We start from the raw sequence: 20,452 nt of genomic DNA on the forward strand, positions 1-20,452 counted from the left end.
CCTGCCGGAGGGCAGAGGCCGTCGCGGAGAACGAAGGTCCTGTTCAGGCGGACATCTTCTTCTTGAGGTTCTCGTCCAGAGCGGCGAGGAATTCCTGCGTGGTGAGCCACTTGGCGTCGCCGCCGACGAGGAGCGCGAGGTCCTTGGTCATCTGGCCGCCCTCGACGGTCTCGATGCAGACCTGCTCGAGCTTCTCGGCGAACTCGGTGACCGCGGGGGTGTTGTCGAGCTTGCCGCGGTGGGCGAGGCCGCGGGTCCACGCGAAGATCGAGGCGATCGGGTTGGTGGAGGTGGGCTTGCCCTGCTGGTGCTGGCGGTAGTGGCGGGTCACGGTGCCGTGGGCGGCCTCGGCCTCGACGGTCTTGCCGTCGGGGGTCATCAGGACCGAGGTCATCAGGCCGAGGGAGCCGAAGCCCTGGGCGACGGTGTCGGACTGGACGTCGCCGTCGTAGTTCTTCGCGGCCCAGACGTAGCCGCCCTCCCACTTGAGCGCCGCGGCGACCATGTCGTCGATGAGGCGGTGCTCGTAGGTCAGGCCGGCCTTCTCGAACTCCTCCTTGAACTCGGTCTCGTAGACCTCGGCGAAGATGTCCTTGAAGCGGCCGTCGTACGCCTTGAGGATCGTGTTCTTCGTGGAGAGGTAGACCGGGTAGTTGCGGGCCAGGCCGTACCGCATGGAGGCGCGGGCGAAGTCGCGGATCGACTCGTCCAGGTTGTACATCGCCATCGCGACGCCGGGGCCGGGGAAGTCGTAGACGTCGAGCTCGATCGGCTCGGAGCCGTCCTTCGGCGTGTACGTCAGGGTCAGCGTGCCCTCGCCGGGGATCTTCAGGTCGGTGGCGCGGTACTGGTCACCGAAGGCGTGACGGCCGACCACGATGGGCTTCTTCCAGCCGGGCACGAGCCGGGGCACGTTGCTCATGATGATCGGCTCACGGAAGATCACGCCGCCGAGGATGTTGCGGATGGTCCCGTTGGGGGACTTCCACATCTTCTTGAGCCCGAACTCCTCGACCCGCGCCTCGTCCGGGGTGATGGTGGCGCACTTCACACCGACGCCGTACTTCTTGATGGCGTTCGCGGCGTCGATGGTGACCTGGTCGTCAGTCGCGTCTCGGTTCTCGATGCCGAGGTCGTAGTACTTCAGGTCGATGTCGAGGTAGGGAAGGATCAGCTGGTCCTTGATGAACTGCCAGATGATCCGGGTCATCTCGTCGCCGTCGAGCTCGACGACGGGGCCCTCCACCTTGATCTTGGGCATGCGAATGGTTCCCCTTCAATGAATGGATGCGTTGAGGCTATCGGACCGTCAGGTCACGGGGCGAAAAGGGACAGGATGATCGCTTTCAGCTCGTTGTTACCGAGCAGGAGCGAGGTCAGCACGAGTACGAATCCGGATACGGACATGGTTATGACGTCGACCTTCTTGCTCCTGATCGCGAGCTGACCGCCGTATCCGGCGAAGCGCAGAGCGCCGGCGATCATGATGACGGCCCCCAGCACGAACCCGCCCCAGCGCGGGTCGGCCATGAACATGGTGAGCACACCGGCGGCCGCACCCACCAGGATCAGCGGGTACGGCCCCCAGGTCTCGCGTTCGGTCCCGTTGCTCAACGCTCTTCTATCGGCTTCCACTTCTGGTCGGTCTCACCGATGTACTCACTGTCGGGGCGGATCAGCCGGTTGTCGGCGTGCTGCTCGATCACGTGAGCCGTCCAGCCGGACATGCGGCTGACGGAGAAGACCGGCGTGAACAGGTCTGTCGGAATGCCAAGGTAGTGGTAGACGGAGGCGGCGTAGAAATCGACGTTCGGATAAAGACCCTTGGCCTCGAAGACGACCTCCTCCATCTCCTTCGACATCCGGTAGTAGGTGTCGTCTCCGCTGGCCTCGGCGAGCTCGGCGGACATGCGGCGCAGGTGCGTGGCGCGGGGGTCCTCGGTCTTGTAGACGCGGTGGCCGAAGCCCATGATCTTCTCGCCGCGGGCGAGCTTGTCGCGTACGGCCTGGGCGACGCCGCTGGGCGAGATCGACTCCAGCGTCTTCATGACCTGCTCGTTCGCCCCGCCGTGCAGCGGGCCCTTGAGGGTGCCGATGGCGGCGACGATGGCGGAGTGCATGTCCGACAGCGTCGCGGCGCACACCCGGGCGGCGAACGTGGAGGCGTTCATGGTGTGGTCGGCGTGCAGCACCAGGCACTCGTCGAAGATCTCGACCTCGCGCGGGTCGGGGGTGCGGCCGGTGACCTGGAGCAGGAAGTTCGCGGCGATGCTCAGTGACGGGTCGGGGTCGGGGAGCTCGGCGCCGGTGCGTGCGGCGTGGTAGCGGGCCACGAGCAGCGGCTGCTGCGCCACCAGGCGGGCGGCCTTGCGCAGATTGGCCTCGTGTTCGACGGAGTCCTTGTCGGGGTCGTCGGCGCCGGCGAGGGAGACGAGGGAGCGCAGCGCCTCCATCGGTTTCTGTTTCTCGGCGATTTCGGCGATGTTCGCGGACACCAGGGCGCCCAGCTCGCGGCCCCGCGCCAGCTCCTCGCGGTAGGCGTCGAGCTCTGAGCGGGTGGGCAGCTTGCCACGTTGGAGCAGGTGTGCGGTCTCCTCGAACGTCGCGCGGCCGGCCAGATCGTGGATGTCGTATCCACGGTAGAAGAGGCGACCGGCCTTTCCGTCGATGTCGCTCAGCGCGGTGGACGCGGCGACGACATCGGCCAGACCTTTCGTGGGCTTGTCCGCCATGAGTGTTTCCTCCGCTTATCTCCGCCCGAAGTCTACCCGTGAGCAGGCAAAACCGGCTGTAAAGGTCCAGACCAATTTCACGACGGATTCTCCTTACGGCAAAGGCGATTCCGCATCCCCTCGGTTGGGTAAGCCGGAGCTGTAGTAATAGTTACGGCGGGCTACCTGGGGAGGAACTGCCGTGGAGGGGCCGTTCATACGCATCGAGGACACTGGCGAGGTGGTCCCGTTGCGCCCCGAGATCACGACGGTCGGAAGGGGCCGGGGTGTCGACATCCGGCTCACCGACCCCAGCGTGTCTCGACTCCATGCCGAGTTCGTCAGACGAGGACCGTACCTGTATGTCGTCGACCTGGGGCTGTCCAGGAACGGCACGCGGGTGAACGGCAGGCCGATCGCCCGGAGGGTCCTCGACGACGGCGACGTCGTGTCCTTCGGCGCGGCGCGCGGCCGGATCGGTGGAGTCCCCCGTGAGGACTTCACCCCGGAGGTCGAGCTGCGCAGGGCGGCGGCACCCGAGCTGACCAGGCGCGAGGTCGATGTGCTGACCTCGCTCTGCAGGCCGGCGCTGTCCGACGAGGCGTTCGTCGCTCCGGCGACGGCACGCGAGATCGCCGACGACCTGGTCGTGACCGAGGCCGCGGTCAAGCAGCATCTGCTGCGGCTCTACCAGAAGTTCAGGATTCCCGAGGGCACCAACCGGCGCACGCGCCTCGCCAACGAGGTCGTGGCGCTCGGTCTGGTCCGCCCGACCCCCGTGGTGCCACCGCAGAGGTCGTCGGGAGCCGCCCCCGAGCAGGCTTCGGCCGCCGGGCGCAGGGCTTCGTAGTCTCGGAGTCTCAGGATCGCGACCTTCCTTCGCGACCGGGGCCACGGCGAGGGGTTCCGGCAGCGTCGGAACCTGAACATCCGACACCGTGCCCCTTTTCCCAAGGGGCACGGGCGCGGGCATCGGCGTACGCCTGCGGGCAGGGGGCGCGCGCCGCGGCCCGCCGCCGGCATGGCCGGCGACGTGGCCGGGCTCAGCGCGCCCTGAAACAGGGCGGACGCCGCGTCAGATCGCCCGGAAGCCGTTGCTCGGCTTGCTGGTCCGGTTGGCCCGGTCCACCGCGAGCGCGTAGTAGTGGTGTCCGCGCCTGCCGTCGGGGTCTACCCAGCGGACCTGCCGGTCGCCCGGCACGATCGCGACCAGGTTGCGGGCGTCGTCGAAGGCGCCGGGGCCCGCGGGCCGGTCGAAGCGGAAGACGGCGTACAGGAAGGGCTCTTCCCTGCCGGTCGCCACCATCCGCACCTCGACCCCGCCGTGGCGGTGCAGCGCGTACGCCACCACCGGCCGCGACGGCGCCTTGCCGCGCGCGAGCCTGGGCAGCACGGGCGCGAGCGCGGGCCGCTGGTAGTGGTCGGCGACCGCGGTGGAGATGGAGCCGATCCTGTCCACCTTGACGTCGTTGGCGTTGTACCAGATGTCGCCGCTGATCTCGGGGTGGTCGCGGTTGAGCGTCAGGTGCCTGGACAGCTCGTCCGGCTGCTGCCACTCGGGCGCCTGCGCGGGATCGCCCGCCTTGTACGCCGCCTGCCCGATCCACAGCAGCGTCTCGGTGCCCGCGGCGACGTCGGCCCACCACGGCACGAGCTTGGAGTAGTCGGCCGGCGGCTGCCCGATGTACCAGTAGAGCTGCGGCGCGATGTAGTCGAGCCAGCCCTTCTTGACCCAGCCGCGGGTGTCGGCGTGCAGGTTGTCGTACGACTGGCCGCCGTTGGTGTCGGAGCCGAGCGGGTCGCTGGCCTTATTGCGCCAGATGCCCGACGGGCTGATGCCCCAGGCGATCTCCGGCTTGGCCTCGAGCACGCGCTGCTGCATCTCCTGGACCATGAGGTCCACGTTGTTGCGCCGCCAGGCGGCGAGGTCGGGGAAGCCGGCCCCGTACTTGGCGAACTCCTCGGCGTCGTCGAAGTCAGTGGTGTTGGTCGGGTAGAAGTAGTCGTCGAAGTGCAGGCCGTCGATGTCGTAGCGGAGCACCGCGTCCATCATCGCGTCCTGGCAGAACTTCCTGACCTCGGGCATGCCGGGGTTGTAGTAGAGCTTGCCGCCGTAGGCCACGATCCAGTCCGGGTGCTTGCGCCCGGGGTGGTCGGGGTGCAGCTGCGCGGGGTCGGCCTGCATCGAGACGCGGTACGGGTTGAACCACGCGTGGAAGGCCAGGCCGCGCTTGTGCGTCTCCTCGACGGCGAACTTCAGCGGGTCGTAACCGGGGTCCTTGCCCTGCTCGCCGGTGAGGTACTGCGACCACGGCTCGTACGGTGACGGCCAGAACGCGTCGGCGGTGGGCCTGATCTGCACGAAGACCGAGTTGAGCTTGCGCTGCACGGCCACGTCCAGCCAGGCGAGGTATTCCGCCTTCTGCTGCTCGGCGCTGAGCCCCGGCTTCGACGGCCAGTTGATGTTGACCACCGACGCGATCCACATGCCGCGCATCTGGCGCAGCGGGGGCACGTACCCGGGCTGTGCGAAGGCCGGGAGGGGAACGGCCGATGCGGCGGCGGCGAGGGCGAGACCCTTCAGGAGAGTCCTTCTGCTGGGCATGGGGGGTGCCTCTCGGAAGTGGTTGTATCGAAGGCGACGATGACAGAAAATTACCTTCAGATCAACAACCGTGAAGGAAAATGCCGATGAGCGGTGACCTGTACAGACTGGCGAGGACGGTGCTGCATCCGGGGTTCGAGGGGACCTCTGCTCCCGACTGGCTGCGCCGCGCGCTGGGCGAGGGTCTGGGCGGCGTGGTGCTGTTCGCCCGCAACGCCATCGGCGCCGGCCTGATACGCGAGCTCCGGGCCGAGAACCCTGACGTCGTCATCGCCATCGACGAGGAGGGCGGCACCGTTACCCGGCTGGAGGCGGAGGACGGCAGCTCCTTCCCCGGCAACCGGGCGCTCGGCGTGGTGGACGACGTGCGGCTCACCGAGCGGGTGGGCCGCCAGATCGGCAGGATGCTCGCCGACCTGGACATCACGCTCGACTACGCGCCCTCCGCGGATGTGAACGCCGACCCGGCCAACCCGGTGATCGGCGTTCGCTCGTTCGGGCCCACGGCCGAGCTGGTCTCCCGCCACACCGCCGCGTACGTGCGGGGCGTGCAGGGCGCGGGGGTGGCCGCCTGCGCCAAGCACTTCCCCGGGCACGGCGACACGGTCACCGACTCCCACCTGGCGCTGCCCACCGTGCACGCCTCGCGGGAGCTGATCCAGGAGCGCGACCTGCCGCCGTTCCGCGCCGCGATCGAGGCCGGGGTGCGCTCGATCATGTCCGGCCACCTGCTCGTCCCCGCGCTCGATCCGTCGCTGCCCGCGACGCTCAGCCGTACCGTGATGACCGAGCTCCTGAGGGGCGAGCTCGGTTTCGACGGGATGCTGGTCACCGACGCGATCGAGATGCGGGCGGTGGCCGCCATGTTCCCGCCGGGCGAGATCGCCGTGCGCGCGCTCGACGCCGGCGTGGACGCGATCTGCGCCGGGCTGATCGACGAGGACGGCCTGCGCGCGATCGTCGAGGCGATCGTCGCGGCCGTGCGCGAGGGCCGGCTGGCCGAGGACCGGCTGGCGCAGGCCGCCGCGCGAGTGCGGGAGCTGTCCTCCTGGTACGCGGGCCAGGCCGAGCTGCGCGCCAAGGTCCACGGCGACGTGGACGATGAGGTGGGCCTGGACGCCGCCCGCCGCGCGCTCACCACGACCGGCACCGGCAGGCTGGAGCGCCCCCCGCTGGTCGTCGAGGTCAACACCCGGCTCAACAGGGCCATCGACGCCGACACGCCGACCGGCGTCTCGGCAGCGCTGACCGCCCTGCTGCCGGGCACCGCGAGGATGCGGCTCGAGCAGGACGGCGAGCTGCCGCCGTTCGACGACCGGCCGGTGGTGCTGGTGGTGCACGACGCGGCCAGGCACCCCTGGGTGCGCGAGACGGTCGCCAGAGCCCAGGCCGCGCGGCCGGATGCGATCGTGGTGGACACGGGCGTGCCCGCACCTGCCGGATCCGGGACGCACGTTCACACGCACGGCGTCTCCCGGGTGTCGGCGCAGGCCGCGGCCGAGTGGCTGGTCCGATGAGCGTCGAACCGGCGAACCCCGTGGCGGCCGTACGCGCCGTCCTGCCCTCGCTCACCCCTGCCGCGCAGTCGATCGCCCGCCTCATCGTGGACGACCCCGGCCTCGTCGTGCGCAGCACCATCACCGAGTTCAGCGCCGTGTCGGGGACGAGCGAGGCGACGATCGTGCGCACCGCGCGGGCGCTCGGCTTCGCGGGCTACTCGCAGATGCGCTTCGCGCTGGCCGCCGCCGTCGCCAAGGAGCCGGAGCGCCTGGTGCCCGGCGACCTCGCGCCCGACGACCCGCTCACCGACGTGATCGCCAAGGTGGCGCGGGCCGAGTCCGAGGCGCTCGCCGACACCGCCGCCCAGCTCGACCCCGACCGGCTCGGCGAGGTCGTCAAGGCCATCTCGGAGGCGCGGCGCATCGACGTGTACGGCGTCGCCGCATCGGGCCTGGTGGCCGCCGACATGTCGCAGAAGCTGCTGCGGATCGGGCTGTCCAGCCACCCGTTCAGCGACGCCCACCTGGCGCTGACCAGCGCGGCCCTGCTGCGCGAAGGCGACGTCGTGGTGGCGGTGAGCTGCAGCGGCGAGACGCCCGACGTGCTGGTGCCGGCCCGCACCGCCTCGGAGGCGGGCGCGCTGGTGGTGGCCATCACCGACAACCCGCGCTCGTCGCTGGCGGGGCTGGCCGACCACACGCTGGTCTCGGCGGGCCGCGAGACGGCCTTCCGCCCGGCCGCGCTGGCCAGCCGGATCAGCCAGCTCCTCATCGTGGACTGCATCTTCGTCGGGCTGGCGCAGCGGCGGTACGAGACGGCGGAGGCCGCCATCCGCGTCACCCGTGAGGCGACCGACCGCTATCGCAGCCGGCAGTCCCGCTGACCGCTTAGAACGGATATTTCGCGATATCGCCCTGCATCGTGACCCACTGGGTCTCGGTGAAGGCGTCGAGGTTCGCGCGCGTACCGCCGAAGCGGCTGCCGGTGCCCGAGGCGCCCACGCCGCCGAACGGCGCCACGGCCTCGTCGTCCACGGTCTGGTCGTTGATGTGCACGATGCCGGTCGGCACCTGCTCGGCCAGCGCGAGGCCCTTCATGACGTCCTTGGTGAGGATGCCGAGCGACAGGCCGTACTCGGAGTCGGCCGCCAGCGCCGCCGCCTCCTCCAGGGTGGAGAACGTGGTGACCGGCGCGACCGGGCCGAACACCTCCTCGGCGTACGCGGGCGCCTGTCTCGGCACCTCGGCCAGCACCGTCGGACGGTAGAACAGCCCCTCGTACGAGCCGCCCGCCGCGAGCCTGGCCCCGGCCTCCACGCTCTCGGTGACCAGGCGGTGCACCCGGTCGCGCTGCCCGGCGTCGATGAGCGGGCCCAGCGCGACCTGCCCGGTGGCCGGGTCGCCGACCGGCAGGCCGTCGGCCTTGGCGGCCAGGCGCTCGACGTACTCGCGCGCCACCGACTCGTGCACGATGTGCCGCCCTGAGGTCATGCAGATCTGGCCCTGGTGGAAGAACGAGGCCCACGCGCCCGCCGAGACCGCCGCGTCCAGGTCGGCGTCGTCGAAGATCACTAACGCCGAGTTGCCGCCCAGCTCCAGGTGCACCCGCTTGAGCGCGCGGGCGGCCGCCTCGCCGACCTTGCGGCCGGCCGCCGTCGAGCCGGTGAAGGAGATGACGGGGACGTTCGGGTCGGCGACCAGCGCCTGCCCGGCCTCGGGGCCTCCGGGCAGCACATGCAGCAGCCCAGGCGGCAGGCCGGCCTCCTCGAAGACGCGGGCGATGGCGTATCCGCCGCAGACGGCGGTGCGCTGGTCCGGCTTGAACACCACCGCGTTGCCCAGCGCCAGCGCAGGGGCGACCGACCTGATGCCGAGGATGAGCGGGAAGTTGAACGGCGCGATCACCCCGACCACGCCGACCGGCACCCTGCGGGCGAAGCTGAGCCGCTTGCGCGCCGTGGGCAGCACCTCGCCGGCCGTGGCCGGCCAGCGCCGCCGCCTCGTAGCACTCCTGGGCGGCCACGTGCGTCTCGAACGCGGCCTTGCCCGGCACCCCGCCCGACTCCCTGACGATCCAGTCCTGGATCTCCTGGGCGTGCTCTTCGAACAGCCGCCCGGCGCGGCGCAGCAGCGCGGCACGCTCCTCGTACGGGGTCGCCGCCCAGGCTTGCTGCTCCCGCCCGGCCGTCTCGGCGGCGGCCGCCACGTCGCCGGCGCCGGCCGTGCCCGCCCGGCCGAGCTCGTTGCCGGTCGCGGGCTCGATGACGGGCGCCTCGCCGGCCCGTGACGCGGTCCAGCTCCCGTCGAAGATCATCCCGGTCCATGTCTTCGGGTCAAGGAACGTCATTGTCGCGCCTCCTCAGGGGCTTCAGGGCTGGAAACGCTCGTCCACCGCCACGGCCACGTCGAGCAGCAAGGGGCTGTCGCGGTCCGGCAGCACGGGCATGATGTCGTCGAGTACGGCGGTCAGCTCGGCGTGCGAGCCGACCTTGACGGCCGGGCAGCCGAGCGACCCCGCCAGCGCGGCCATGTCGATCTCGGTGAACGCGGGCCACGGCGCCTTGCCGCCACCGTGCCGCTCGGCCAGCCGGTCCATGATCGCGTACCTGCCGTTGGCGAGCACCACGAACAGCGCGCCGACGCGGTAGTGCGCGGCGCTCCACAGGGCGTGCAGGCCGTAGAGCGCGGAGCCGTCGCCGGTGACGGCCACCACGGGCCGGTCGGGCAGCGCCATCTTCAGTCCCACGGCGGCGGGCAGCGCGAACCCGAGCCCGCCCATCGCCGCCGACAGGAAGCCGAGCGAGCTCCTGGCGGGGACGAGGCGGTGCAGGTCGGGGCGGGCGGACGGGGTCTCCTCGATCAGCGCGGCGTCGGCGGGCAGCCGCGCCGCCAGCTCGCGCAGCACGTCGGCGGGCCGAAGGGGCCCTTCCGCCGTACCGACCTGCGGCTCTTCTGACGGCCTGCGCTCCAGGCGCGGGCGCTGCGGGAGCAGGGCGGCCAGGCGGGCGCAGACGGCGGACGGCGCGGCCAGGACCGCGAGGCCGGCCGGGCTGCGGTGGGCTTCTGCGGGGTCGTCGGTGACCAGCGCGACGGCGGTGCCCTGCGGCACCAGCGGCCCCGGCACGTACGGGTACTGGCGGAACACCGGCGCCCCCACGGCGAGCACCACGTCGTAGGCCGCGAGCACCTCGCGCAGCCTGGCCCTGTCGGCGGGCAGCACCCCGGCGTACTGGGGATGGTCCTGGGGGAACCCGGCCCGCCCGCCGAACGGCTCCTGGTGCACCGGGCAGCCCAGCCGCTCGGCCAGCTCCACGAGCGCGTCCCACCCCTCGCGGACGCCCGCGCCCGCCACGATCGCCGGCCTGCGCGCCCCGGACAGCAGCTCCAGCAGCGGGGCCAGCTCGGCGTCCGAGACCGCGGTGGGCCGCACCAGCCGGGCCGGGGCCGCGACGATCTCGCCGTCGAACGGCGCGGCCCAGTCGTCCATCGGCACCACGACCAGCGCGGGCCCCCGGTGGGTGCGCGCCTCGTGGACGGCCCTGGCGACCGCTCCCGGCACGTCCTGGGGACGTACGGGCTGATCCACCCGGACCGGGTAGTCACCGGCCAGCCCCGCGAGCCGCCCGGCCAGGAACGGCTCAAGCGCGAGGTGCCGCCGGTCCTGCTGGCCGACGAGGACGACCAGCGGCACCCGGTTCTCGCGCGCGGTCGCGAGCGCGCCGACGGCGTTGCCCAGCCCCGCCGTGGTGTGCAGGACGGCCGTCGCGGGCGCGTCGCGGCCGATCGCCCAGCCCGTCGCCATGCCGACCACCGAGCCCTCGTGCAGACCGAGCACGAAGCGCAGGTCGTCGGGGAGCCCGGTGAGCAGCGGCACCTCGGTCGAGCCCGGATTGCAGAACAGCGTGGTCAGCCCGTGGCGGCGCAGCACGTCGAACACGGCGTCCTTGACGGTGGTCATCGGTTCCCCCTCGCCCGCTGGATCCGCCGGTAGACGTGCCCGCGCAGCGCGCCGAAACGCGGCAGCGACCGGGTGGTGAGGATCGCGAGAGCGCGACGCACGGGCCGCTCCCCTTTCGTTCGCTCTGCGCACAGGTGTTCTCGTGCCGAACACCCCCGTATCGCGGAAGCTACGCTCCTGCAGGCCGCTGTCAAGGGGGCATCCCATGGCCGACCACGTGCAGTCGCTCACCCGCGGGCTCGCCGTGATCTCTCCACAGCACACGACGCTGCCATCGCCTCGCGCCCTGCCAGCAGTCCCGCCATGGCGGCGTGCCCCCGCCGCTTCCCCGGCGTCCGGCGCGTGCGCCGGGGCCGGAGAGCCGTCCGCGGGCACGACGAAGCCGGCGCCTCACGTGTGGCGGGGCGCCGGCTGGAACCGCCCGCTCACCGCTCCCGACGCGGCCGGCGCCCACAGGCGTTGGGACGCCGGCGTGAGCTCGGCGGGAGCCGCCAGAGGCGGCGCGGAGGTCAGGGGTTGAGGCGTTCGGCGGCTTCGACGACGTTGGCCAGCAGCAGGGCGCGGGTCATCGGGCCGACGCCGCCCGGGTTGGGCGTGAGGTAGCCGGCGACCTCCTCGACGTCAGCGGCGACGTCCCCGGCGATCTTGCCGTCCACCCGGGAGACCCCGACGTCGAGCACGGCGGCGCCGGGCTTGACCATGTCGCGGGTGATCAGCTCGGGCACGCCGGCCGCCGCCACCACGATGTCGGCGCGGCGCACGTGCGCGGCGAGGTCGCGGGTGCCGGTGTGGCAGAGGGTCACGGTGGCGTTCTCGCTGCGCCGGGTGAGCAGCAGCCCGAGCGAGCGGCCCACCGTGATGCCGCGCCCGACCACGGTGACCTCGGCGCCCTTGATCGGTACGCCGTACTCGCGAAGAAGCAGGACGATGCCGTGCGGGGTGCAGGGCAGCGGCGCGTCGACCATGTGGACGAGCCGCCCCAGGTTGACCGGGTGCAGCCCGTCGGCGTCCTTGGCCGGGTCGATGCGCTCAAGCAGCGCCATCGTGTCGAGGTGCTTGGGCAGCGGAAGCTGGACGATGTAGCCGGTGCACTCCGGGGAGGCGTTGAGCTCGTCGATGGCCGCTTCGACGTCGGCCTGGGTCGCGGTGGCAGGCAGGTCGACGCGGATGGAGGCGATGCCCACCTCCGCGCAGTCGCGATGCTTGCCCGCGACGTAGATCTGGCTGCCGGGGTCGTCCCCCACCAGAATGGTGCCCAGACCGGGCGTGATCCCGCGTTCCTTGAGCGCGGCCACCCGCTTGGTGAGATCTGCCTTGATCTTTGCGGCGGTGGCCTTGCCATCGAGTTTCACAGCGCTCATGCGGCAATCCTGTCATGCCCTCCGACCTCTCCCGCACCGCCCCGCACCCCTGTTGAGTCGTCCGTACGCGGTGCATCGGTTGCGATCATCGGCGGCCGGTTATCCACAGGCAGCAGGCAGCCGATCCCGGTTATCCACAGCCAACGGCTGACATCGTTGTCATAGATTCGGCGAAGGCTTAGTGTTTTCGGCGCCAGCATCACGCGCGCCCGGAGGTCCCCCTTGTCGTTCCGCCTCTTGTCCGCCGAGTCCACCGACCTGTTCGTCGGCTCGCCCGAGGAGCCGCACCAAGTCCTGCGCGTCACCGTGGCGGCGGGCGAGCGCGAGTCCTCGCTGGAGCTGCGCGGCGCCGGCGTGCGCCTCGCCGGTCCTGTGACGATCCCGGCCTCCGAGGGAGTCCACGAGGTCCCGCTGGCGGTGTCGGTCCCGCCGGGCACGACCGTGCCGTGCCTGCTCACCCTCGACGGCGAGTCGCTGGAAGTGGAGGTCACGGCCGAGGAGCCGGGCTGGACGATGTTCATGGTGTCCCACTTCCACTACGACCCGGTGTGGTGGAACACCCAGGCCGCCTACACCAGCCCGTGGGAGCTGCTGTCGGCCGACGCCACCACCAGGCCGCTCTGGGAGGGCAACGCGTTCGCCCTGGTCGAGGCCCACATCGACCTGGCGCTGCGCGACCCCGACTACCGCTTCGTGCTGGCCGAGGTCGACTATCTCAAGCCGTTCTTCGACACCCATCCCGAGCGCAGGGCCGACCTGCGCGCGCTCCTGGCCGAAGGCCGGGTCGAGCTGGTCGGCGGCACGTACAACGAGCCCAACACCAACCTCACCGGCGCCGAGACCACGATCCGCAACCTCGTCTACGGCATCGGCTACCAGCGCGACATCCTCGGCGGCGATCCGCGCACGGCGTGGCAGCTCGACGTGTTCGGCCACGACCCGCAGTTCCCCGGCTACCTCGCGGCGGCCGGGCTGACCGCGAGCGCGTGGGCGCGCGGGCCGTTCCACCAGTGGGGCCCGATCAGTAAGAACTTCAAAGAGGCCAAGAACGACGCGGCGCTGATGCAGTTCCCCAGCGAGTTCGAGTGGATCGCGCCGTCCGGGCAGGGCGTGCTGACCCACTACATGCCGGCCCACTACTCCGCAGGCTGGTGGATGGACTCCTCGGCCTCGCTCGACGAGGCCTGCAAGGCGGTCTACGACCTCTACCGCTCGCTCAAGCCGGTCGCCGCGACGAAGAACATCCTGCTTCCCGTCGGCACCGACTACACCCCGCCCAACAAGTGGGTGACCGACATCCACCGCACGTGGGCCGCCCGCTACGTCTGGCCCCGATTCGTCTGCGCCACGCCGCGCGACTTCCTCGACGCCGTACGCGCCGGGCTGTCGTCGTTCAGCCCGCAGACGCGGGACATGAACCCCATCTACACCGGCAAAGACGTCTCCTACATCGACACCAAGCAGGCACAGCGCGCGGCCGAGGTGGCGGCGCTGGACGCCGAGCGGCTGGCCACGTTCGCCCACCTGCTGGGGCTGGGCGGCTACCCGCACACGGCGCTCGACAAGGTGTGGCGGCAGCTCGCCTACGGCGCGCACCACGACGCCATCACCGGCTCCGAGTCCGACCAGGTCTACATCGACCTGCTGACCGGCTGGCGCGAGGCGTACGACCTGGCCGCCGAGGCCCGCGACAACGCGCTGTCGGCCCTGTCCGGCCAGATCGCGACCGAGGCGCCTGGAGTGGTGGTCGCCAACACGCTGCCGTTCACCCGCGACGGCCTGGCCTCGGCCGTCCTGCCCGAGGGTCACGTGCCCGCCGACGCGTCGGGCGCCCCGCTCCCGGCCGTGGCGGAGAACGGCACGCTCACGTTCCTGGCCCGCGACGTGCCCTCGGTGGGCTGGCGCACGTACGACGTGGTGCCCGGCACCCCCGAGACGTGGCAACCCGTCCCCGGCGTCACCATCGAGAACGACCGCTGGCAGGTCACCGCCGATCCCGCCAAGGGCGGCACGCTCGCCTCGATCCGCGACCGCGCCACCGGCCAGGAGCTCCTCACCGGCCCCGGCAACGAGCTGCGCCTCTACGACGAATACCCCCAGCATCCCGACATGGGCGAGGGTCCCTGGCACCTCATCCCGACCGGCCACGTCGTGGGCTCGTCGGAGGCGGCGTCCACCGGTGTCCGCGCCGAGGCCAGCCCGGTCGGTCAGCGGCTGATCGTCACGGGGCAGGTCGGCGAGATCACGTACGAGCAGGTCATCACCCTGCCGGCCGGCTCCGACCGCATCGACTTCACCACCCGCGTCATCGACCACACCGGCGCCGACCGGCTGCTGCGAGTGCGCTTCCCGGCCCGCGTGGAGGGGGCGCTGCCGGTGTCCGACGTCTCGGGCGCGGTGGTGGGGCGCGGCTTCGCGCTGCCCGACGTCGACACCGCCGAGCATCCGTGGACGCTCGACAACCCGGCCAACACCTGGTTCGGCCTCTCCGCCACCGCGAAGGTCGATCTGGGCGCGGCGGGCGCACGCGCGCTCGGCGTGGCCGAGGTCGTGGTGCCCGCCCTCGAGGACGCCCCGCAGGCCCGCGACCTGGTGGTGGCGCTGGCCAGGGCCGGCGTCACCGCGACCACGTCATCGGCCGCCGGCACCCGCTACGGCTGGCTCGACGTCGACTCCAACCTGCCCGACGTACGCCTCGTGCTGGGCGGCCCCGACACCAACCCGGTGGCCGCCGAGCTGCTCGCCAGGTCCGACGAGGCGTACGCCAAAGCGCTGAGCGAAGGGGCCGCCCGCGTCTGGATCCCCGCCGAGCGCCCGCTGGCCGAGACCTGGCAGCCCAGCGCCGACCTGCGCGACCTGCGCGCCCTCCCGGCCCTCATCGTCACCGACCCCATCGCCGACCTCGTGGCCGACCTGGCCGACGCGACCATCGAGGCCGTGTGCCCGCTGGGGGCCGAGCGGCTCGAAGACCGTACGGTGGCGCTGATCGCGTACGGGCTGCCCGGGTTCGCCGTCGATCCGTCCGGCGCCCTCCACCTGTCGCTCATGCGATCCTGCACCGGCTGGCCGTCCGGCATCTGGCTCGACCCGCCCCGCCGCACCACCCCCGACGGCTCCGCCTTCCAGCTCCAGCACTGGACGCACGAGTTCTCCTACTCCCTGGTCTCCGGGCCCGGCGACTGGCGCGCCCTGCGCCTGCCCGCCGCCGCCCAGGAACACATCACCCCGCTCCACACCCGCGTCCTCGACGCGCCCCAATCAGGCTCCCTGCCGCCCGTCCACTCCCTGCTCACCGTCTCTCCGGAGCGCGACGTCCTGCTGAGCACCCTCAAGGCCACCGGCAACCCGCACGCCCACGGCCTGTCCACCGCGGAGCAGGACGGGCTCGCCATCGCGGAGCAGGACGGGCTCGCCATCGCGGAGCGGGGCGGGCTCGACGAGCGGACCGGTGACGGGGCCGGGCAGGTGACCGGTGGCGGGGCCGGGCGCGAGACCGGCCAGGCGGGCGAGCGCGACTCCGCTCGTTCCTCGGCCCGTTCCTCGGTGACCATCCGCCTGATCGAGTCCACCGGCCTGGGCTCCCGCGCCGAGCTGACCTCCCCCGTGCTCCCCCTCGACACCCTCACCCCCGCCACCCTCCTCGAAGACCCCATCTCCCCCGCGTCCACGCCGACAGGGCTGCCCGGGGCTCCGGCCACCACCTTGGAGGCGCCCGTGGCTCCGGCCACCACCTTGGGGGCACCCGGGGCTCCGGCCACCACCTCGGGGGCGAGCATCGAGCTGGGCGGGTTCGAGGTGGCCACGTACCTCGCCTCCGCCCCGCTCCCGCCCACGGCACCCGAGCTCGCCCGTACGACGGAGCAGGCCCAGCCCGTCTACAGCCGCTACTGGCTGCACAACAAGGGCCCGGCACCGCTCGGCTACCTGCCGGTCTCCATCGCCGTCTCGCCGGGCCTCGTGGAGTCGCCGGAAGGGCCGTTCGAGGTGGAGGTCGTCCTGGCCTCCCATCTCACGGACGCCCCCCACGAGGGCATCGTGGACATCCGCGTCCCGGAGGGCTGGACGGCCACCCCGTCGGCCCGCCCGTTCCGTCTCGCCCCCGGCGGGCACGTCCGCTTCCCCGTCACGGTGGCGCTGCCTGCCGAGCCCGCGCCCGGCCTGCACTTCATCGCCGCGCGCACCCGTACGAACGGGCAGCTCATCGAAGACATCACCACCGTGGCCATCGGCCCGGCCCCCGAGCTGCCGGTCTCCGGCGCGTGGCCCGAGCAGTCCGTCGCCACCAAGGGCACCACCTCTGACACGGCACGTCCCACGGGCCTGTCCGTCACCCCGGTCACCGGCGCCCTCACGCTGCGGCCGGGCGACCGCGCCCGGCTCACCTTGCGGCTCGCCAACACCACATCCGACGAGATCCGCGGCGAGGCCCAGCTGGCCTCTCCGTGGGGCACCTGGGCCATGCTTCCTGAGGTCATCCAGGGCTTCACCGTGGCGGCCGGGGCCACCACCGAGCTGTCGTTCCCGGTGGAGGTCCCCCGCGACCACGCGGCCGGCCACGCGTGGGCCCTGGCCAAGGTCATGTGGTTCGGCCGCTGCCAGTACGCACCGGCAGTACGGCTGGAGGTGACCCGATGACCCCGCCACACCGCCTGGACACGGACACCCGAACGCCGCCGGCCGTCGTGCCGTCAGGAGACGACACGACGACACCGGCCGGCGGGCTGGCCGGAGACGACACCACCACACCGAACAGCGGGCGGACCGAAGACGACACCACCACACCGAACAGCGGGTGGGCCGCTGACGACACCACCACACCGGCCGACGGGCCGACCAAAGACGGCACGACGTCGGTGATCGGCTGGGTGGATGGTCGCCCGGTCCCCCGCGAGCGCCTCGACGCTCGCCTCGCCGCTCTGCGGAACGGCCCCCTCAAGGCTGCCCTTCCCACGCCCGGCACCTCGGAGGACCGTCAGCTCGCCCGCTGGCTCACCCAGGTCATCCTCACCGAGATCCTGTGCGAGTCCACGGCAGCCGACCTCGGCCTGACCCCAGGACCGCAACCGACCTCCGCCTCCTCGCCACTGCCGACCTCGGCCTCCCCGTCAGCACCCGCCCCTGCCCTGGCCTCGCCGCCAGCACCCGCTCCAGCCCCGGCCTCGCCGCCAGCACCCGCTCCAGCCCCGGCCTCGCCGCCAGCCTCGCCGTCGGCGCCGGGCGCTGCCTTGGGAGACCCGGGCGTAAGGGGCGGGACGGAAGCCCTTACCCTCGATCGGGTGGCCGCAGTAGAACTTGGTTCGATCAACGCGGCTGCCTACAACGGCAGCCCCTGGGTGCGGGCCGTGTTCGAGCACGTCACGGCCACGGTGACCGTTCCTGAGGAATGGCGTCGTCCACCGGCTCCCGAGCAACCGGCCCGTCACTACGTACGCCACCGCCTCTTCGACACCCTCGCGGAGGCGCAGGCGGCGACGCCGTCCGACCTCGAACCCCTCGGCCCGATCACGCTCGACTCCCTGCCCACCGCGATCGCCGAAGCCCTGCAGAGCCACCCGTACGACACCCTGGTCGGCCCCGTCCGCGACACCCTCGGCTGGCACGTGGCAACCGCCACACCCACGCCACCCCAGGCGACCAGCCCCGCCCCTCAGACGAACAGCCCCGCCTCCGAGACGACCGGTCCCGCCCCTCAGACGAACAGCCCCGCCTCCGAGACGACCAGCCCCGCCGCGCGGACGACTGGACCCACGGCCTTCACCCAAGCGGCCACCACTACGCCGCCGACCCCAATGTCCCCCTCCGCACCACCGACTCAGACAGTCCTCACCTCGTCACCGACCCGAACGGTCCCCGCCACGCCACCAATCCAGGCGGCCCACACCGCTGCACAGCCTCCGGCAGCCGTCGCCTCATCACCCTCCCCGGCGGCCGAGGCCACAGCGCAGCCCTACGTACCGGAAGGAACCGTGCAGACACTGACTCGACACACCTCCCGGCCGACCGGCCCCGACGCCGACCTGCTCGCCGCAGCTCGGCGGAAAGCGTTCGCGCGCTGGCTCGACGACATGCGGGCCAGGAAGGTCACCCTCGTACCCGGCCTGGAGCATCCCGGCGACCCTCGCCAGCCCGACAACCACCACAAACACTGATGAACTGCGTACTTGCCATTGACATCGGAGGGACCAAGCTCGCCGCCGCGCTGGTGGACGAGCAGGGGGCCATCCTGCGCTCCGCGACCCGGCCGACCCCGCGTACGGAGGTCATGTCGGCCCTCGCCGCCCTCATCGCGGAGGTGACGGCCGGCGGTCCCGAGCCGCAGGCGGTCGGCATCGGCTGTGCCGGCCCGCTGGACCTGGCGACCGGCACCGTGAGCCCTGTCAACATGCCGAGCTGGCGCGGGTTCCCGCTGCGAGACGAAGTGCACAAGCTCACCGGGCTGCCGACGCTGCTGGCGGGCGACGCGCAGTGCTTCGCGCTCGGGGAGCACTGGCTGGGCGCCGGACGCGGGTGTTCGTCGCTCTTGGGCATCGTGGTGTCGACCGGCATCGGCGGCGGTCTGGTCATCGACGGCGCCCCGCTCCTCGGCCCCACAGGCAATGCCGGGCATGTCGGGCATATGAGCATCGACCCGTACGGCGAACGCTGCGAGTGCGGCGGTCGTGGCTGCGTGGAGCGTTATGCCAGCGGGCCGAACATGACGCGCTGGGCCCTGGAGAACGGCTGGTCCCCCTCCCTGAACGGCTCCGCAGACTCCCCCGTCGACGAAGGCGTGCAAAGGGAAGGGCTCCCCGAGGCACGCGATCATGGCGGAGAGCGGCAGGCCCAGGGCGGAGAGGGGCAGGCCCAGGGCGGAGAGGGGCAGGCCCAGGGCGGAGAGGGGCAGGCCCGAGGCGGAGAGGGGCAGGCCCAGGGTGAGAAGAGCCGGGGTCAGGGCGGACGGAGGCAAGCCCAGGGTGAAGAGGGCCAGGCTCAGGGCGACGGGCAGCGGCCGGACGCGCGGGCGCTGGCTCGGGACGCCGCCGCCGGGGACGAGATCGCGGTCAAGGCGTTCGAGCGGGGTGCGAGGGCGCTGGCCGGCATGATCGCGTCCACGGCCGCCGCCGCCGAGGTCACGATGGTGGTGATCGGCGGCGGGGTGTCGGCGGCGGGCCCTGTGCTGTTCGATCCGCTGGAGCGGGCGCTCGATGACGTGGCCGGGCTCGCGTTCGTACGGGCTGTCCAGGTGAAGCAGAGCACGCTGGGGGTCCGCGCCGGGCTGGCCGGGGCCGCGAACCTGGCCTGGCAGGCACTCGCGTCAACGACCTGACCGGTGGACGGGCGTTCGCACCCCTCGGTGGTGTCGTTGTGCGTCTAGCGCAGCGCATCACGGCCGCGGGCACGAAGAGGGGTGCTCCGTCTACGGAGATCGCACCGAGGTGGGGTTCGAGTGCCGCTCGATGCCTACTCGGGCGGGTCGATGGGCTCGGGCGAGTCGATGGGCTCGGGCGGGTCGATGGGGCGTCTGCGCGGGGCCGTCTACTCGCGTTCGGCGAGCTGGGCTTCGCGGCGCTCGATGATGCGGCGGGTGTACGGGATGAGTTCCACGACGCGTCCGCCCAGATATGCACCGATGAGGGCGAGCACCACGAGGACCACGGGGTTCGTGGCGAGGCCGTTCAGGGTGATGAATGCCTGCAGGAACGTGTCGAGGGCCATAGAGGAACTCCGAAGGACGGGTGGGGAGGAGGAGTTCAGGCTAACCGCCGTTAGCGACTGATCGCCAATTAAACGGATAAAAGCGACAAGATTGAGCAAAGTTCCTTGGCGCTCGTGGAGCGGTTCTCCCGGGTTCGCGCGTCGCCCCCGGCCCTGCTCTACTCCTCCGGCACTCAACGCACCCCACGTTCGGCGTCCCGAACGCTGAACGCGCCCGACGCGCGTTCGGGTTACGTCCCGACGTTCGGCGTCCCCACGGTGCGCGCCCGACGTTCGGCGTCCCGAACGCTGACGCACCCAACGCTCGGCGTCCCGCGGTGCGCGCATGACGTTCGGCGTTCCGACGCTGAACGCACCCAACGCTCGGCGTCGGTTCCGTGCACGCCCGATGTTCGGCGTTTCGACGCTGAACGCACCCAGCGTTCGGCGTCCCTTCGGTGAATGCGCCCGACGCGCCGCGCGCACCTCAGCGCTGAGACGTTCCGATACGCCAGAACGCGCCTTAGCGCCCGAGCCATACACGCGCCGCACAAGGCCAGCCGCGCCTGCACGCACCGGAGGCACTCACACACCGGACGCGCCTCACGCACCGGAGGCGCTCACGCACCAGGCGCCCACGCACG

The 20,452-nt window shown here is 71.8% G+C and carries 13 protein-coding genes and 1 pseudogene; 6 read left to right on the top strand and 8 right to left on the bottom strand.

The features are described from left to right. Nucleotides 1-43: 43 nt before the first annotated feature. The 3 genes from WBK31_RS30985 to WBK31_RS30995 are packed head-to-tail and all read right to left on the bottom strand — an operon-like array spanning nucleotide 44 to nucleotide 2,732. Complete coding sequence (locus tag WBK31_RS30985) at nucleotides 44-1,261, bottom strand: NADP-dependent isocitrate dehydrogenase (protein ID WP_364068393.1); 1,218 nt, start codon at nucleotides 1,259-1,261, stop codon at nucleotides 44-46. Between the two features lie 53 nt (nucleotides 1,262-1,314). Next, a complete protein-coding gene (locus WBK31_RS30990; protein WP_364068395.1) occupies nucleotides 1,315-1,614 on the bottom strand; it encodes a DUF3017 domain-containing protein in 300 nt (99 codons plus the stop codon). After that, complete coding sequence (locus WBK31_RS30995; RefSeq protein ID WP_364068397.1) at nucleotides 1,611-2,732, bottom strand: citrate/2-methylcitrate synthase; 1,122 nt, start codon at nucleotides 2,730-2,732, stop codon at nucleotides 1,611-1,613. Before WBK31_RS30995 ends, WBK31_RS30990 begins: the two co-directional genes overlap by 4 nt. Before the next feature lie 181 nt (nucleotides 2,733-2,913). Between WBK31_RS30995 and WBK31_RS31000 the strand changes: the two genes are divergently transcribed. Then, nucleotides 2,914-3,561: an FHA domain-containing protein gene (locus WBK31_RS31000; protein ID WP_345396031.1), complete on the top strand. Its 648-nt coding sequence runs from the start codon at nucleotides 2,914-2,916 to the stop codon at nucleotides 3,559-3,561. 225 nt (nucleotides 3,562-3,786) lie between these two features. On the opposite strand, the gene WBK31_RS31005 is transcribed toward WBK31_RS31000, so the two are convergent. After that, nucleotides 3,787-5,316, bottom strand: a complete 1,530-nt coding sequence (locus WBK31_RS31005; RefSeq protein WP_406673565.1) for a glycoside hydrolase family 10 protein — start codon at nucleotides 5,314-5,316, stop codon at nucleotides 3,787-3,789. Nucleotides 5,317-5,402: 86 nt separating this feature from the next. Here WBK31_RS31005 and WBK31_RS31010 point away from each other — a divergent pair, with 86 nt between their 5' ends. Continuing rightward, nucleotides 5,403-6,833: a glycoside hydrolase family 3 N-terminal domain-containing protein gene (locus WBK31_RS31010; RefSeq protein ID WP_364068401.1), complete on the top strand. Its 1,431-nt coding sequence runs from the start codon at nucleotides 5,403-5,405 to the stop codon at nucleotides 6,831-6,833. After that, nucleotides 6,830-7,699, top strand: coding sequence for a MurR/RpiR family transcriptional regulator (locus tag WBK31_RS31015; protein WP_364068403.1), 870 nt, complete (start codon nucleotides 6,830-6,832; stop codon nucleotides 7,697-7,699). The genes WBK31_RS31010 and WBK31_RS31015 overlap by 4 nt, the downstream gene beginning before the upstream one ends. A gap of 4 nt (nucleotides 7,700-7,703) precedes the next feature. Here WBK31_RS31015 and WBK31_RS31020 read toward each other — a convergent pair. From WBK31_RS31020 to WBK31_RS31030, 3 genes and pseudogenes are all read right to left on the bottom strand, one after another. After that, a pseudogene (locus WBK31_RS31020) lies at nucleotides 7,704-9,162 on the bottom strand (benzaldehyde dehydrogenase). Between the two features lie 21 nt (nucleotides 9,163-9,183). Further along, complete coding sequence (locus WBK31_RS31025; protein WP_364068407.1) at nucleotides 9,184-10,773, bottom strand: thiamine pyrophosphate-dependent enzyme; 1,590 nt, start codon at nucleotides 10,771-10,773, stop codon at nucleotides 9,184-9,186. A gap of 509 nt (nucleotides 10,774-11,282) precedes the next feature. Next, the gene (locus tag WBK31_RS31030; RefSeq protein ID WP_364068409.1) at nucleotides 11,283-12,134 is read right to left on the bottom strand and encodes a bifunctional methylenetetrahydrofolate dehydrogenase/methenyltetrahydrofolate cyclohydrolase; all 852 of its coding nucleotides are present in this window, start codon (nucleotides 12,132-12,134) and stop codon (nucleotides 11,283-11,285) included. Between the two features lie 222 nt (nucleotides 12,135-12,356). On the opposite strand from WBK31_RS31030, the gene WBK31_RS31035 reads away from it, so the two are divergent. The 3 genes from WBK31_RS31035 (at nucleotide 12,357) to WBK31_RS31045 (ending at nucleotide 19,440) form a co-directional block, all read left to right on the top strand. After that, the gene (locus WBK31_RS31035; RefSeq protein ID WP_406673566.1) at nucleotides 12,357-16,769 is read left to right on the top strand and encodes an NEW3 domain-containing protein; all 4,413 of its coding nucleotides are present in this window, start codon (nucleotides 12,357-12,359) and stop codon (nucleotides 16,767-16,769) included. A gap of 641 nt (nucleotides 16,770-17,410) precedes the next feature. After that, a complete protein-coding gene (locus WBK31_RS31040) occupies nucleotides 17,411-18,283 on the top strand; it encodes a hypothetical protein (RefSeq protein WP_406673567.1) in 873 nt (290 codons plus the stop codon). Continuing rightward, nucleotides 18,283-19,440, top strand: a complete 1,158-nt coding sequence (locus WBK31_RS31045; RefSeq protein ID WP_364068415.1) for an ROK family protein — start codon at nucleotides 18,283-18,285, stop codon at nucleotides 19,438-19,440. Before WBK31_RS31040 ends, WBK31_RS31045 begins: the two co-directional genes overlap by 1 nt. A 209-nt stretch (nucleotides 19,441-19,649) precedes the next feature. On the opposite strand, the gene WBK31_RS31050 is transcribed toward WBK31_RS31045, so the two are convergent. Next, a complete protein-coding gene (locus tag WBK31_RS31050) occupies nucleotides 19,650-19,829 on the bottom strand; it encodes a hypothetical protein (RefSeq protein ID WP_364068417.1) in 180 nt (59 codons plus the stop codon). Nucleotides 19,830-20,452: the final 623 nt, after the last annotated feature.

Origin of the sequence: Nonomuraea sp. N2-4H, from assembly GCF_045291505.1 — a bacterium.
Lineage (GTDB): Bacteria > Actinomycetota > Actinomycetes > Streptosporangiales > Streptosporangiaceae > Nonomuraea > Nonomuraea fastidiosa.

Excerpts from the sequence above, each read along its gene's own strand:
- WBK31_RS30985 (WP_364068393.1), bottom strand. The coding sequence starts at position 1,261 with ATGCCCAAGATCAAGGTGGAGGGCCCCGTCGTCGAGCTCGACGGCGAC.
- WBK31_RS30995 (WP_364068397.1), bottom strand. The coding sequence starts at position 2,732 with ATGGCGGACAAGCCCACGAAAGGTCTGGCCGATGTCGTCGCCGCGTCC.
- WBK31_RS31005 (WP_406673565.1), bottom strand. The coding sequence starts at position 5,316 with ATGCCCAGCAGAAGGACTCTCCTGAAGGGTCTCGCCCTCGCCGCCGCC.
- WBK31_RS31010 (WP_364068401.1), top strand. The coding sequence starts at position 5,403 with ATGAGCGGTGACCTGTACAGACTGGCGAGGACGGTGCTGCATCCGGGG.
- WBK31_RS31015 (WP_364068403.1), top strand. The coding sequence starts at position 6,830 with ATGAGCGTCGAACCGGCGAACCCCGTGGCGGCCGTACGCGCCGTCCTG.
- WBK31_RS31025 (WP_364068407.1), bottom strand. The coding sequence starts at position 10,773 with ATGACCACCGTCAAGGACGCCGTGTTCGACGTGCTGCGCCGCCACGGG.
- WBK31_RS31030 (WP_364068409.1), bottom strand. The coding sequence starts at position 12,134 with ATGAGCGCTGTGAAACTCGATGGCAAGGCCACCGCCGCAAAGATCAAG.
- WBK31_RS31045 (WP_364068415.1), top strand. The coding sequence starts at position 18,283 with ATGAACTGCGTACTTGCCATTGACATCGGAGGGACCAAGCTCGCCGCC.
- WBK31_RS31050 (WP_364068417.1), bottom strand. The coding sequence starts at position 19,829 with ATGGCCCTCGACACGTTCCTGCAGGCATTCATCACCCTGAACGGCCTC.